Raw genomic sequence first — 13,904 nt, 5'->3', positions numbered from 1 at the left:
AAGTGATTGATAAACAATCGTTCTGTTTAAAAGCGCACGAAGTAAAATTCTGTAGTTTCATAATGTATCTCTCTTTGTGATTTTTACTGCTTTGTATCTATAAGCATCGCACTTATTTTTGCTAGGCATCAAAGCAATTGTTCCTTTTAACTTTTTATCAAGCACAAATTTTCTATCACTGTTGCACAAACTAATTTTGTCATTATCTTTAAGTTTTGCTGCTATGCTAAATTGAGTTGAGCCATAAAGTACATCATCTTCTTTTGAAAAATATTCAAAAACAATAGTGCCATCAAAGCTTTCTAACTCTTCAACATCTTCTAATCCATCATCACTATTACTAAGTGCCCCTAATAATTTAATATCAAAATTAGTATATTTTTGAATTAGACTTATAAATTTTGATATATTAGAAGCTCTTTTATGGGTTAATAAGTCTTTCCCAAATATAAAAAGTGGATTTTTAGCTTCTTTAATCATTACATGTAAATCTTCTAACTCTTCCTCTCCTACATTTGTTTCAGCACTCAAATACCCATAATCTAGTTCGTCAAAATAACTTTTAGTTTTGCCATCAAGATTTTTATCTTTTAAAATTTCTTTTGCAATTAAAGCCATTACTCCTTCTTCGCTTCCAGCTTCATATCTACAAAAGAAATCTAATCTTTCCATCAAATTTAAATCTTCTAAAATACTAATTAAAGCTATTTTAGAATTTTGTATCTTTTCTAAAAGTTCAGGTGCATCAAAACTTAAGCTTGAACCTATGATGACTACTAAATCATTTTTAATCATTTAGAGCCTTTTTTGACAACAATAGTCCAATCAACTTCATTAAATTTTAAAGAATTCATTAGTTCATGACCTGCATCTCTTATAACATCTGCGACTCTTTGTACATGTGAAAAATCACCAATCTCAAACATAAAAATAGATACTTCATTTTCACTTGTACTATCTATAATCTCTAGCATTCTGTCATAAAAATCATCTTTTAAATGTCTTAAATCATATCTTTGCATTATATATCCTTAACGGTCTATTTCGCCAAATACGATATTTGCATTACCAATTATCGTTACAACATCAGCTAGATAAGTTCCAACTAGCAACTCTTGAAGTATACTTGTATGCCAAAAACTTGGAGCTCTTAGCTTTACTCTATAAGGATATGGGTCTCCTTGAGAATTGATATAAAAACCAAGTTCTCCCTTTGGTGATTCAGTTGCCACATAAACTTCTCCAATTGGAGGTCTCATACCTTGAGTTACTAATACAAAGTGTTGCATTAGTGAATAGTTTTGAGTCATGATTTGCTCTTTTGGAGCTGAAATATATTTTGGAGCATGAGCCATGATCTCAGGACTTGTCTCTTTGTACATTGGGATTAATTGTTTTAAAATCTTAAGTGACTCTCTCATCTCTTTCATATGAAGTTTATATCTTCCGTAACTATCACATCTATCACTAACTGGAACATCAAACTCAACTTCATCATAAAGCTCATAAGGCTCTTCTTTTCTTATATCCCAAGCAATTCCACTTCCTCTTAGCATAGGTCCACTACACGCCCAAGTCTTAGCCATTTCAGGAGAAATAACTCCGACTTCTTCAAGTCTCATTTTCCAAATTCTGTTTTGATCTAGCAATCCTTCATAATCAGCTATATTTTTAGGCATTTCTTCTATGAATTTTGTTAAACTCTCTAACCAACCTTTAGGCAAATCAAGAGGAACTCCACCTATCCTTATAGCACTGTGAGTAAGTCTTGCACCGCAGTAATCTTCAAACAAATCCATAGCATACTCACGCTCACGAAATGCATATAAGAAAATCGTCATAGCACCAACATCAAGAGCATGGGTTGCTAGCCAAAATAGGTGAGAAGTTAAACGAGATAGTTCTAAAAGCATCATTCTTATAACTTTTGCGCGTCTTGGCACATCTAAATCAAGTAGTTCTTCTACTGCCAATGCAAATCCATAGTTATTTGAAGTTGACGCTATATAATCCATCCTATCAGTAGCACTGATAAATTCATTGTAAATCATATTTTCAGCCATCTTCTCTAAACCTCTATGAAGATAACCGATATCTGGAGTTGCTTTTGCTACAAGTTCACCATCAAGTTCTAAAATCAGACGCAACTGGCCGTGAGAACTTGGATGCTGAGGACCAAAGTTGATAATCATATGATTATCGTCTCTTTCAAATACTAAATTTTCAAAAAATGGTTGAAGTCTATTAACTTTTTGCATGATTATGGTCTCTCTTTTAGTATTTTGCTATCTTTTTTAGACATTTTTTTCACAATTGGAATTCCACCCTCTTCTTGGTAGTCAGTTTCTACTTTTTCTTCACTATACTTCTGGCCAAATGGAACTTCATGTCTAATTCTTGAAAATCTATGTGTATTTTCTTTTACAATTCTTGCAGGATCTCTCTCTTCTGGTCCGATTATATCTCTGTACTCTTTTCCAAAGATTTTATCTACTTCATACCACTGCGCTTCTTCATCACCTGTTAGAGGATAAGTTTTTCTTAATGGATGGTCATGCCAATCATCAGGCATTATAATTCTTTTCATGTAATGGTGACCGCTAATTCTTACGCCAAACATATCGTACATTTCTCTCTCAGCCCAATCAGCACTCTTATAAACTTTAGAAACTGTAGGAATTACATCTTTTTCTTTTATAAAGTATTTAACTCTCATTCTTTTTCGTTTACTAGTTGAAAGCATTTGATAAAAGATTTCAAACTCACCACTTTTAGCTAACCAATCAAGAGCACTTAATTCGCTTAAAAAATCATATTCTAAATTATCTCTAAGATAAGTCATAACTTCAACTATATCTTTTGGCTCAATATAAACAACCAGTTGTCCTCTTTGAATGTAAGCTTCTTTTATATTGAAATTAGCTTTTAAGCTTTCTACATCTTTTGCAAAAATTTCATCACCACTTACATCTTCTTTTGGGATGTGTGGAACTTTATGAAACCTATCTGTAAAATATGGTTTTTTTTGTACATTTTTTTTATCTACATATCTTCTCATCTTACTGTCTCCTTTTTAATGAGCAAAGCCCATTAAAAATTCCTCGCACTAAAGCACGAAGTAAACTTCTGTAATTTTTCATCTTACTGTCTCCTTTTTAATGAGCAAAGCCCATTAAAAATTCCTCGCACTAAAGCACGAAGTAAACTTCTGTAATTTTTCATCTTACTGTCTCCTTTTTAATAAGCAAAGCCCATTAAAAATTCCTCGCACTTTTGCGCGAAGTAAACTTCTGTAATTTTTCATTATATCAACCTTTTTGGCTTCAATTTTCTAGATGCACTCTCTTTTCTAATTTTCTTTTGTAAAAGCATAAGTGCATATTGAAGAGTTTCAGGACGAGGTGCACAGCCAGGTAGATAAATATCAACAGGGATTATTCTATCAGCTCCTTGTACAGTTGCATAAGTGTTAAACATTCCTCCTGTATTTGCACAACTTCCCATACTAATAACCCATTTTGGTTCACTCATCTGATCATATAATCTTCTCATAAAAGGTGAGTGTTTTTTTGTAAGAGTTCCAGCTATGATCAATACATCAGATTGTCTAGGGCTAGCTCTAAAAATTGTTCCAAACCTATCAAAATCATATCTACTAGCACCAGTTGCCATCATTTCAATAGCACAACAAGCAAGTCCATATGTCATAGGCCATAGTGAGTTACTTCTACCCCATTGTATAAGTTTATCAACAGTAGTAAGGGCAACTGGTAAGCCACCTTCACTTAAATAATTTATTTTATGCTGTGCCATTCAAGCGCTCCTTTTTTCCATGCATATACAAAACCTAATGCTAAAAGTAAAATAAATAAAACCATTTCAGCAAATCCAAACCAGCCAAGAATTTTGAAATTTACTGCCCATGGAAACATAAATATAATCTCCACATCAAATAAAATAAATAAAAGAGCAAATAGATAGAAATGTGCAGAAATTTTATTTGGTTGTTTGGAAACTTCTGGCCCACACTCATATATAGTAAGCTTTAGCTTTTCATTATCGAGCCTTGCCATTCTTCTTGAAACTATTCTAGCCAAGATGGTAATGCCATAAAATACACCAACACCAAAAACCAATAGGAAAAATGCTCCAAAATAGGGATGAGCAAAATCCATATGCGATATTTGAGTCATATGAAATCCTTACATGTATGAACTTTTAATTCAAATTATACAATATAACTATAAAAGTCTTGCTAATAATTTAGATTAAATGCCATAAAATTTTTATCAAGTCAAATAAACTCTAAATTTTATCTGAATTCATATAATTTTAATTTTAATTTATATTTTTACTTTTTGTTTGTAATTTCTTCGCCATATGATATAATAAATTTATCTTAATTTAAACGATATAAATCAAGTATTTACAAAACCCATAGACTTTTCTTCGCCAAACATTCCACCTTTTTCTCTATTTATTTCTAATATGAAATCTTCCATATAAAATATTGGCTCATCTTTAAGCGCTACCCTTAAAGCACAGTTTTTAAGCACTAGCTTAATCTGTCCACCACTTAATTTATATTTAGCCAACTCCTCAATAGAGAAATTTTCCTCATAAACTGCACTCTCTGGCAAAAGTTTTTGCCAAAGTTCTACTCTTTGTTTAAAATTAGGATTCTTAAACTCTATCTTATAATCAAATCTTCTTGAAAATGCTGGATCGATAGAATCTAACATATTTGTAGTAGCTATTAAAACTCCACTAAAATTTTCAATTTGTTCTAAAAATATATTTTGCATTTGATTATGCATTTTATCACTACTTGAAGCTCCTTCACTAACTCTTGTGCTTAAAAATTGGTCAGCTTCATTTAAAAGTAACACTGGTTCACTCTTTGTTTTTTGGCTCAAATCTCTGTAAGTATCAAAAATTTTTCTTACATTTTGTTCACTCTCACCTACATATTTTGATAAAATTTTAGAACAATCAAAACTAAGTACTCTTTTTTTCATACTTTTAGCAAGAGAAAGTGCGCTCATTGTTTTTCCTGTTCCTGGAGGTCCATAAAATATAACTTTTGCATCAATCCCGCTTCTTCTTTCTTTAATCCCCCACTCTCTTAATAATCTTATAACTTTTCTATCTACTTGTTTTAATAAATTATTTAAAAGCTCTCTTGTTTGAGAATCTAGCACAACATCTTCTAAAGTATTTTTTGGCTCAATCAACTCAAAAAGTTCTTGTTCTCTAACAAGCATATCTAATTTTATCTTTTTTACTTTTTTATCTTTATTAGGATGCATAATCTTTTGAAGTAACTCTTCACTTATGAAAAAGCTTCTACTAACTCCTCCAAAGCCATTAAGCATTTCATCATAATCTATAATATCTTCTTCAATAAGTTTTGAACCCTCTTCTAACAAAGCTCTGTTTTGTATCTTTTCATACTCATCAAAACTAATAAGACTAATAAGAGTATTCATATCTCTTAAGCTTTCAAACTCTCCTGCATATTCCTCTTTTAAAAGTGCTAAAAAAATAATTTGTTCTTTTTGATTTAAGCTGTGTTCATTAAAAATTTCTTCAACTACAATTTGGATTTCACTTACTTCAAGTCTTGCTTGAATACGTGATTCTAATAGTTCTAACTTTGTTTTTAATCTAGAACTATTTACAGAATTTTCTGCTAAATTTTGCTTATTTGAATTTAGTTTTTGATACATTTCAATTCTTAAAAATTGATCTTTTAAATATTCTAAATGATCATTATATGGAGTAATTTCAGGCAACTCAATGTCAAGCGAGCCATCTTCTAATAATTTTAAAAATGCATTACTCAAAGATATGGATGAATTTAATAACTCTAGATTAGATACCTCAGAAAGCTTTAGGTTTACAAATGCCCCATGAGTAATCCATCCTTGTTCAAGTAAGTTTTTTATGTGATGTAATTCTTTTATGTGAGCATAGTTTTTATCGCCAAAAATTGAAATCAATGTATCTAATACAACAACTTCAACACTGCCTTTTATGTAGCTTTTTGTAATTTCTTGAAGAATTTTAGCTTCTATTTCTGTACATTTTAAGTGTTCAAAAATTTTACTATCTTTAATATTTGAACTTTCTAAAAAGTCAATCAAGTAATGCAAGCATATTCCTTATGATATCTAATGAAATTTTTCAATTCAACATTTTCTATACAAATTAAATACTTAATTTGTTATTCTAGTATCATAACATAACAAACAGATGATATAGTTTAAGACAGTAAATTACTGCCTCAAACTATACATGTAAATCAAGATTTAGTAAATTTTCCTTTTTTTACTTCATCTTTTAAAACTCTTTTTAAAACTTTTCCTGTTGCATTCTTAGGAAGTTCTTCAACAAAGTAGATATGTTTAGGTAATTTAAAATTGGCTAGGTGTGATTTTAGATATTTTTTTAGTTTCATTTCATCTAATGTAACCTCATCTTTAGCCTGGATAAATGCCATAACTTCTTCATCTTTAGTTTCTGTTGGCATACCAATAACAGCTACACTATCAACACCTTCATATTTAGCGATAATTTCTTCAATCTCTCTTGGATATATATTGATTCCTTTTGAGATAATCAAATCTTTTTTTCTATCGACTATATATAAAAAACCATCTTCATCAACTTTTCCTAAATCTCCAGTTAAAAGCCAACCATTAACGATAGTTTCATCAGTAGCATCAGGACGATTTAAATAACCTTGCATGACACAATCACCCTTAACTATGATTTCTCCTACTTCGCCAACTGGAAGCTCTACCATCTCATCATTGACAATTTTTACTTCATATCCATCTAAAGGCAAACCAACAGAGAGTGGTTTTTGTCTATCTAATCTATTTACAGCAACTGCTGGCGAGCATTCACTCAAACCATATCCTTCAGTTAAAACTGCATTTTTAAATTTTTTAGAAAAATCATTTAAAACTGCTTCGCTAAGAGGAGCTGAACCACTTATAAAGATTCTTATTTTATTAAACCACATAAAATACCATGGAATTTTTGCTTTTATGAGTGAATTATAAAGAGTTGGAACTCCTAAGAATATAGTAGCTCTTTTTAAAAGTGCTTGTTTTAGTACATTTGCAAATGGGAAAACTGATTTTACGATGATGACTGAGCTATTTACCATGACAGGTAAAATTACCATGATTGAGAGTGTAAAAGAGTGAAACATAGGTAAAAAAACTAAAAATCTATCTTTTTCATCTATTCTAAAAGCTCTTGTTCCACTTACTACATTTGATAAGATATTGCGATAACTAAGCATTGCACCTTTTGGTTTGCCAGTTGTGCCTGAAGTATATACAATACAAGCTAAATCATCTAGTTTTGGAGGGTTTGCAATTTGCTCATGAGTTTCCATACTTCCAACAATCTCTGTAAAACTATAATTTCTTTCATCAAGACCATCATAAGCATCAGTCCAAACAATCTTTTCAACATTTGTAGAAAAAAGCAGATTTTTTGTTTCTTTTGCAAATTTAGAAGATGTTATGAGCATCTTTGCTCCACAATCACCTACTATGTACTCAAACTCTTCTCTTTTTAAAAAGTTATTGATAGGTACTACAATAGCACCTATCTTTGTAATAGCAAATAGTGAAACCATAAACTCTTCAGAGTTGCCAACTATCATAGCAACTCTATCTTTTGATTTTACACCACTAAACTCTAAAAACCTAGCAAAAGTATCTATCTTTTGCTTAAATCTTAAATTATCAACCTTTCTATCATCTATAAATATAACTGGTTTTTTAGGACTTACTTTGGCATTATGCTCAATTGCCTCGTAAAAATTTTGATAATTATACTCTAGCTGCATATTAGAACCTATATTTTAGTGAAGCTGTTACTAAGTGTGCTGCTGAATCTGTAAAAGTTCCATCTAATGTACCATTATTTACACTTCTTGTATCTTTATCACTAAAGAGATAAGAAAAACCAAGTTTCATTTTGTCATTTACTTTATACTCTAAACCAGCTGAGTAAAGGTAAGCATCACTATCTGGAAGCTCAAATCCTAAAGTAGCATCTGGTGCTGGAGTTTTATCGATAGAAAAGCCTGCCATTAATTTTAATTTATCATTGTACTGATGTGTTATACCGATACGATATGCATTTACATCTTTCCAATTTTTTGGTTTAACATTATCAAAAGTAGCCAACGCTCCGGTTGTTAAATCACTATCATAATTAAAATCTAAATTTTTATAATCTGACCAATATGTTCTATCTAAAACTAATTCAACTGTTGTTTTATTAAATGTATAAGCAGCAGCAATTGCCAATGTAGCTGGAAGAGGGATAGTAACACTTGCCCCACCATTATATGTTCCTAAAACTGTACCATATGGTGCTAAGCCTGAAAGAACAATATTTGACAATTTCGCATCTCCTGTTACAGTCAAGTCCACTTTTGAGCGATAAGTTGTCGATAGAGTTAAATTTTCTATTGGTTTGTAACTTAGCGCTAAGTTATAACCAAAATCAATTGAATCTCCTGTCATATCTCTTTTTACATTAACATAAGACTCATTGGTACCATCTAAATTTAAATCAGCTGGTGCTGCTCCATCACTCTTAACTATACCATCTGTATAAACACCTCTTAAACCAAAACCTATAGAAAATTTATCATTTACTTTATATGCTGCAGTTGGGTTTAATTCTAATATTTTTAGTGTAAATTCTTCAGAAAAAGTTTTAGAAAAAGCCTCATCCCATCTTTTTGAAAGTCCACCAGGAGCTACAAAAGAAAGACCAAATCTCCAGTTGTTTACTTCAGGTGATACATAGTGAAATGTAGGTACATAAAAGTTCTCTTGTTTAGAATCACCATTGTAAGTTGACGTTCTATTATCTGTATATTTAACTTTTGGAAGATTTATATAAGTAAATGCTAATTCCATCTCACTAGCATTATCATTCCAAACCATATTTGCAGGGTTATAATAACTAGCATCTGCACCATTTGCATTTGCTACATAAGCAGCTCCTAAAGCCACACTGTTTGATGATTGCTCAGGGATTCTATATCCTGATGCATTTAAGCTCAATGCACCAACCCCTAGTAGTACTAATGCCTTTGTATATGTATTCATATGTTCTCCTAAATAATTAATTTTCAATAAGACTATATAAAAGTTCGATTTCTTGATCCCATATAGTCTCATCTATGGTCTCAAGCACCATTGGTATATCATCAATCCTTTCATCATTCATAATAAATCTAAATGCATCAAGACCGATTTTGCCCTTACCAATAGACTCGTGCCTATCTTTTTTGCTGCCAAGCTCAGGTTTTGAATCATTTATGTGCATTCCCATAAGATATTCAAAACCGACAATTGTATCAAAATTTTGCATAGTTTTTTCATATGCCTCTTTAGTTCGTATATCATAACCTGCTACAAACATGTGACAAGTATCGATACAAACACCTACTCTACTCTTATCTATACTATTTTCAATCAAATATGCAAGATGTTCAAACTTATAGCCAAGATTACTACCTTGACCTGCTGTATTTTCTATCACAAGCTTTACATCTTTTGTTACCTCTAAAGCTTTATTCATAGATTTGCTTATATTTTCTAAACACTCTTCTTCACTAATAAGTTTTAAATAACTTCCTGGGTGAAAATTTAATCTATCAAGTCCTAAAAGTTCACACCTTTGAAGCTCATCAATAAAAGCATTTAAAGATTTTTCTCTTTTTTCAAGCTCAGGATGTCCTAGATTTATAAGATAGCTATCATGAGGTAAAACATGTTTAGGTAATATCTCACTTTTTTCTAATTCATCTTTGAATTTTTTTATAATTTTATCATCAAGTGGTTTTGCATTCCACTGTCTTTGATTTTTCACAAAAAGTGCAAAGGCTTTTGCATTTATCTTTTTTGCATTAATAGGAGCATTAAATACTCCTCCACTAGCACTTACATGAGCACCAATATACTTCATCTTATTTCCTTAAGTTTTATTAAAACTCTATTTTGTTTATCTTTAAAATATAAACTATCTTCTTTAATTTCGTAAAATACATCATAGTGTTTTGTTTTTAAACTTTGATTAAATCCATTTTTTAACTTTTTTAAACTCTTTCCGTTGTAGATTGGCTTAAAATTAAACAAATCATCCACAAAAGTTTTGTAATGAGAGTATCCAAAAAAATCGCTATTGAACTTTTCTTTACTCACACACACATAATCTAAACATACATCATCTTTTATAAGCAAATCCAAAACAGGAGTCCCTGCTGAAAAAAGTTGCAAATTAAATCTTTTACTATCTTTTTTTATAAAACCAGTATCACTCAAAGCAATCTGCTTATTTTTAATCACAACATGATAAGATTTAGATGACATATAAGGATTTTTAAAAGAACATCCGCCTAGTAAGAAAACGAGTGATACAACTACAAAAAATCTAATCACTAGAGCTTCTTTTGTTTTTATAGTAAGTTCCAAGCTCTGCACTTAATGTTCCTACCAAAATCAATCCTGCTCCAAAAAGCTGAGTAGCTAACAAACTCTCATTTGCAAAATAGTATCCAAAAAATCCTGCACTCACTGGTTCCATTGTAAATATAATAGCAGTCTTTGCCGGAGTTGTAAATTTTTGCATAACAGTTTGAACAAAAAAAGCAAAAACTGTTGCGAAAAGTACCGTTATTATTAATGCTTGTAAAAATATTCCATCAAAACTCTTAGGCATAATCTTACCATCTAAAACCATAGCTCCTATTAAACTAAACAAAGCCACAACACTAAATTGGATTGTAACTAATAAAAATGGACTATATTGTTTCGAGTAATTTCCTGTGAAGACTATATGAAGAGCAAACATAATTGCACAAATAAAAGTATAAAATTCACCTCTTGCAAATCCTATCTCATTGTTTGTTAAAAAATACAGTCCAATTGTAGCTAAAATTGCTCCCATCAATGAGTAAGTAGAAACTTTTTTCTTAAAAAGTAGATAAACCAACAAAGGCACAATTACAACATTTAAGCCTGTTATAAACGCAACTGTTGAAGAGTAAGTATAAGTTAAACCAAAAGTTTGAAAAGCAAATCCTAAAAACATAAATAAACCAAGAAGGAATCCTGCTTTTATAGTTTTTTTATCTACATGTAAAAACTCTTTATATGAAATAACAGCCATAAAAATTGCAGCCATAAAAAAACGCCAAAATAAAAAAACATAAACTGGAGTATCTTCTATGGCATCTTGAACAATAAAAAATGTTCCTCCCCAAGCAATTGCTACAAGTAAAAGTGAAAAATCAGCTCCAAACTCTTTTATCTTACTTTTTATCAAATTTTATATCCTTATTATAAAAACGCGTATTCTACCATATATCGAAAATATTTCATAATTTAATATAAATCAACTCTACTTTGAACTTTTTAGTAAATTTTATTTAACATTTTAACAAAATAGTGCTATAATATTGAAATTTTGCCATGAAGGTTGTCATTATGAATTTTTTTAGATTAATTTTATCAGTTTTATTTTCATTTTCTTTATTGCAAGCAAACTCAATAAATGATTTTAAAGAAGCCAAAGAAATTTTCAAAGGATGTGCAAAATGTCATGGTAAAGATGGGAAAAACAAGGCTTTTGGGATGAGTGATGCCATAGCAGGTCAAAGCGTTGAAGATTTGATAGATAGTATGAATTTTTTTAAAGATTCAAAATTTGAAGGCAGAGGCGTGACAAAAGTAATGGCTAAAAAAATTAAAGTACTAAATGATAAACAGATAGAAGAACTCGCAAATTACATATCAAACCTAAAAAAATAAGGATAGAAATAAAATGAAAAAGATATTTTCATCTCTAATTGTACTACTTACTTTAGTTGCATTTACACAACAAGCAAACGCTAGCGTTGTTAAAGGAAAAAGATATTACATCCAGCTTCTAAAAAAACCTTGTGGATTTAAAGGTGACGTTATGGGTAAATATCACACAAAAAGAGAATGGAGAAATATCTATAGAAGTGGTAAACTAGCAGAAGAAATTCAAAGAATATGTCCAAAAGCACCAAACATATCTTCAAAAAAGAAACAAAAAAACTTATATCATTTTTTCAGCTCATTTGCTAGTGATAGTGGAAACGTGCCAAGCTGTAACTAAATGTAAATACAATAACATTAATAGTATATATAAATGTAACAAAAATATACATTGTTTAAAAAATATACACGAAATACCTTTTTTTTATATTCGTTTTATGATAAGCTGATAAAATCACTATTACGCAATTAAAGAAAGGGTTATATGGAAAAACCAATAATTAGCATGAAAAATGTTGAAAAGTACTATGGAGATTTTCATGTACTTAAAAATATCAACTTTGATGTAAATGAAGGTGAGATAGTAGTTATATGCGGACCTAGTGGAAGTGGAAAATCAACTTTAATTAGATGTATAAATCGCTTAGAAGATATTGATAGTGGAGACATTTTTGTTGATGGACAAAATCTTTACGACAAATCAGTCAATGTAAATGAGCTTAGAGCTGAAACAGGTATGCTTTTTCAGCATTTCAATCTCTTTCCTCACTTAACAATACTAGAAAACATAACAATAGCACAAGTTAAAGTTAAAGGTACTCCAAAGCATGATGCAAATGAAATATCTTTGAAACTTTTAGAAAAAGTTGGACTTGTTCACAAGGCTGAAGGATATCCAAATGAGCTTAGTGGTGGTCAAAAACAGCGTGTTGCAATCGCTAGAACACTTGCAATGAAACCAAAAGTTATACTTTTTGATGAACCAACAAGTGCACTTGATCCTGAAATGATAGGTGGTGTTTTAGATGTTATGAGAGATCTAGCGCACGAAAATTATACTATAGTTTGTGTAACTCACGAAATGGGTTTTGCAAAAGAGGTTAGTAATCGTGTTGTATTTATGGATGAAGGTCAAATTTTAGAAGAAAATACGCCGGAAAATTTCTTTAAACATCCAAAAACTGAGCGTGCACAAAAATTCTTACAAGAAGTATTAGTACACTAATAAACAAAAAATCAAAAGGAGATAGAATGAAAAAAATTCTTGTTGCATTATTTTTAATGCTTGGACTAAACGCAATGGCTGATGATATCAGTTTATGGCAAAAATCAACACTTAATCAAGTTCTACAAAGAGGTGAATTAAGAGTTGGAATGGAACCTGGCTATATGCCATTTGAGATGAAAGATAAAAAAGGTAATATCATTGGTTTTGATGTTGATATAGCTAAGGCTATGGCAAAAGCAATGGGTGTTAAACTAAAACTTGTTCCAACTGCATGGGATGGAATCATAGCTGGTCTTTTAACTGATAAGTTTGATATTCTTATGAGTGGTATGACTGTAACTCAAGAGAGAAACTTAAAAATCAACTTTGCTAATCCTTACATAAGTGTTGGTCAAACTATCATTGCAAATAAAAAGCATGCTGGAAAAACTTGGAAAGACCTAGATAAACCAGAATACACTATAGTTACAAAACTAGGAGTTACTGGTGAAATTGCAACTAGAAAAATGTTTAGAAAAGCAAAAATCAGAACTTTTGAAACTGAAGCTGACGCAGCTCAAGAAGTACTAAATGGAAATGCAGATGCATTTGTTTATGACAAACCATACAATGCAATTTTCTATGCTCAAAAGCAAGCAACTGGAAAAATAGTACATATGGATGAAGACTTAACATATGAGCCTTTAGGATGGGCTGTAAGAAAAGGTGATCCAGATTTTCTTAACTGGTTAAATAACTTCTTAAATCAAATCAAACATGATGGTGTATATGATAGAATATACAACAAATGGTTTGAAAAAGATGCTTGGTTGAAAAAGGTTAACTAA

Annotated in this window: 16 protein-coding genes; 4 read left to right on the top strand and 12 right to left on the bottom strand. The window is 30.7% G+C overall.

Annotated elements, in window-relative coordinates; all coding sequences use genetic code 11:
* Nucleotides 1–57 precede the first annotated feature (57 nt).
* The 12 genes from ACKGJI_RS01010 to ACKGJI_RS00955 all read right to left on the bottom strand — a co-directional run bounded on the left by ACKGJI_RS01010 (nt 58) and on the right by ACKGJI_RS00955 (nt 11,370).
* A complete protein-coding gene (locus ACKGJI_RS01010; protein WP_458700701.1) occupies nt 58–795 on the bottom strand; it encodes a hypothetical protein in 738 nt (245 codons plus the stop codon).
* On the bottom strand, nt 792–1,022 hold the full coding sequence (locus ACKGJI_RS01005; protein WP_458700700.1) for an NADH-ubiquinone oxidoreductase subunit E family protein: 231 nt from the start codon (nt 1,020–1,022) through the stop codon (nt 792–794). Before ACKGJI_RS01005 ends, ACKGJI_RS01010 begins: the two co-directional genes overlap by 4 nt.
* A gap of 9 nt (nt 1,023–1,031) precedes the next feature.
* Nucleotides 1,032–2,258: an NADH dehydrogenase (quinone) subunit D gene (nuoD, locus tag ACKGJI_RS01000; RefSeq protein WP_458700699.1), complete on the bottom strand. Its 1,227-nt coding sequence runs from the start codon at nt 2,256–2,258 to the stop codon at nt 1,032–1,034.
* A 2-nt stretch (nt 2,259–2,260) separates the two neighbouring features.
* Complete coding sequence (locus ACKGJI_RS00995; RefSeq protein WP_458700698.1) at nt 2,261–3,058, bottom strand: NADH-quinone oxidoreductase subunit C; 798 nt, start codon at nt 3,056–3,058, stop codon at nt 2,261–2,263.
* Between the two features lie 245 nt (nt 3,059–3,303).
* The gene (locus ACKGJI_RS00990) at nt 3,304–3,813 is read right to left on the bottom strand and encodes a NuoB/complex I 20 kDa subunit family protein (RefSeq protein ID WP_458700697.1); all 510 of its coding nucleotides are present in this window, start codon (nt 3,811–3,813) and stop codon (nt 3,304–3,306) included.
* Nucleotides 3,795–4,193, bottom strand: a complete 399-nt coding sequence (locus tag ACKGJI_RS00985; protein ID WP_458700696.1) for an NAD(P)H-quinone oxidoreductase subunit 3 — start codon at nt 4,191–4,193, stop codon at nt 3,795–3,797. The genes ACKGJI_RS00990 and ACKGJI_RS00985 overlap by 19 nt, the downstream gene beginning before the upstream one ends.
* A 225-nt stretch (nt 4,194–4,418) precedes the next feature.
* On the bottom strand, nt 4,419–6,155 hold the full coding sequence (locus ACKGJI_RS00980; protein ID WP_458700694.1) for an ATP-binding protein: 1,737 nt from the start codon (nt 6,153–6,155) through the stop codon (nt 4,419–4,421).
* Between the two features lie 149 nt (nt 6,156–6,304).
* On the bottom strand, nt 6,305–7,870 hold the full coding sequence (locus ACKGJI_RS00975) for a fatty acid--CoA ligase (protein ID WP_458700693.1): 1,566 nt from the start codon (nt 7,868–7,870) through the stop codon (nt 6,305–6,307).
* 1 nt (nt 7,871) lies between these two features.
* Nucleotides 7,872–9,149, bottom strand: a complete 1,278-nt coding sequence (locus ACKGJI_RS00970; RefSeq protein WP_458700692.1) for an OmpP1/FadL family transporter — start codon at nt 9,147–9,149, stop codon at nt 7,872–7,874.
* A 16-nt stretch (nt 9,150–9,165) separates the two neighbouring features.
* Nucleotides 9,166–10,011, bottom strand: coding sequence for a deoxyribonuclease IV (gene nfo, locus ACKGJI_RS00965; protein WP_458700691.1), 846 nt, complete (start codon nt 10,009–10,011; stop codon nt 9,166–9,168).
* Nucleotides 10,008–10,484 (bottom strand): hypothetical protein, encoded by a 477-nt coding sequence (locus ACKGJI_RS00960; RefSeq protein WP_458700690.1) that lies wholly within the window; start codon nt 10,482–10,484, stop codon nt 10,008–10,010. Before ACKGJI_RS00960 ends, nfo begins: the two co-directional genes overlap by 4 nt.
* A complete protein-coding gene (locus ACKGJI_RS00955) occupies nt 10,477–11,370 on the bottom strand; it encodes a DMT family transporter (protein ID WP_458700689.1) in 894 nt (297 codons plus the stop codon). Before ACKGJI_RS00955 ends, ACKGJI_RS00960 begins: the two co-directional genes overlap by 8 nt.
* Nucleotides 11,371–11,531: 161 nt before the next feature.
* Here ACKGJI_RS00955 and ACKGJI_RS00950 point away from each other — a divergent pair, with 161 nt between their 5' ends.
* The 4 genes from ACKGJI_RS00950 to ACKGJI_RS00935 all read left to right on the top strand — a co-directional run bounded on the left by ACKGJI_RS00950 (nt 11,532) and on the right by ACKGJI_RS00935 (nt 13,904).
* Nucleotides 11,532–11,855, top strand: a complete 324-nt coding sequence (locus tag ACKGJI_RS00950) for a c-type cytochrome (RefSeq protein WP_458700688.1) — start codon at nt 11,532–11,534, stop codon at nt 11,853–11,855.
* Between the two features lie 13 nt (nt 11,856–11,868).
* Nucleotides 11,869–12,189, top strand: coding sequence for a cytochrome C (locus ACKGJI_RS00945; RefSeq protein WP_458700687.1), 321 nt, complete (start codon nt 11,869–11,871; stop codon nt 12,187–12,189).
* Nucleotides 12,190–12,333: 144 nt separating this feature from the next.
* Nucleotides 12,334–13,074 (top strand): amino acid ABC transporter ATP-binding protein, encoded by a 741-nt coding sequence (locus ACKGJI_RS00940; protein WP_458700686.1) that lies wholly within the window; start codon nt 12,334–12,336, stop codon nt 13,072–13,074.
* Between the two features lie 26 nt (nt 13,075–13,100).
* Nucleotides 13,101–13,904, top strand: a complete 804-nt coding sequence (locus tag ACKGJI_RS00935) for a transporter substrate-binding domain-containing protein (RefSeq protein ID WP_458700685.1) — start codon at nt 13,101–13,103, stop codon at nt 13,902–13,904.

It is taken from the genome of Sulfurospirillum sp. 1307 (genome assembly GCF_054408545.1).
The sequence above is the reverse complement of the archived record's forward strand: the minus strand, read 5'-3'. Positions and strand labels throughout refer to the sequence as shown.

Bases quoted from the DNA above. Each gene is read 5' to 3' on its own strand.
- ACKGJI_RS01005 (WP_458700700.1), bottom strand. From the start codon at position 1,022: ATGCAAAGATATGATTTAAGACATTTAAAAGATGATTTTTATGACAGA.
- nuoD (WP_458700699.1), bottom strand. From the start codon at position 2,258: ATGCAAAAAGTTAATAGACTTCAACCATTTTTTGAAAATTTAGTATTT.
- ACKGJI_RS00990 (WP_458700697.1), bottom strand. From the start codon at position 3,813: ATGGCACAGCATAAAATAAATTATTTAAGTGAAGGTGGCTTACCAGTT.
- nfo (WP_458700691.1), bottom strand. From the start codon at position 10,011: ATGAAGTATATTGGTGCTCATGTAAGTGCTAGTGGAGGAGTATTTAAT.
- ACKGJI_RS00975 (WP_458700693.1), bottom strand. From the start codon at position 7,870: ATGCAGCTAGAGTATAATTATCAAAATTTTTACGAGGCAATTGAGCAT.
- ACKGJI_RS01010 (WP_458700701.1), bottom strand. From the start codon at position 795: ATGATTAAAAATGATTTAGTAGTCATCATAGGTTCAAGCTTAAGTTTT.
- ACKGJI_RS00970 (WP_458700692.1), bottom strand. From the start codon at position 9,149: ATGAATACATATACAAAGGCATTAGTACTACTAGGGGTTGGTGCATTG.
- ACKGJI_RS00945 (WP_458700687.1), top strand. From the start codon at position 11,869: ATGAAAAAGATATTTTCATCTCTAATTGTACTACTTACTTTAGTTGCA.
- ACKGJI_RS00985 (WP_458700696.1), bottom strand. From the start codon at position 4,193: ATGACTCAAATATCGCATATGGATTTTGCTCATCCCTATTTTGGAGCA.
- ACKGJI_RS00995 (WP_458700698.1), bottom strand. From the start codon at position 3,058: ATGAGAAGATATGTAGATAAAAAAAATGTACAAAAAAAACCATATTTT.
- ACKGJI_RS00940 (WP_458700686.1), top strand. From the start codon at position 12,334: ATGGAAAAACCAATAATTAGCATGAAAAATGTTGAAAAGTACTATGGA.
- ACKGJI_RS00935 (WP_458700685.1), top strand. From the start codon at position 13,101: ATGAAAAAAATTCTTGTTGCATTATTTTTAATGCTTGGACTAAACGCA.
- ACKGJI_RS00950 (WP_458700688.1), top strand. From the start codon at position 11,532: ATGAATTTTTTTAGATTAATTTTATCAGTTTTATTTTCATTTTCTTTA.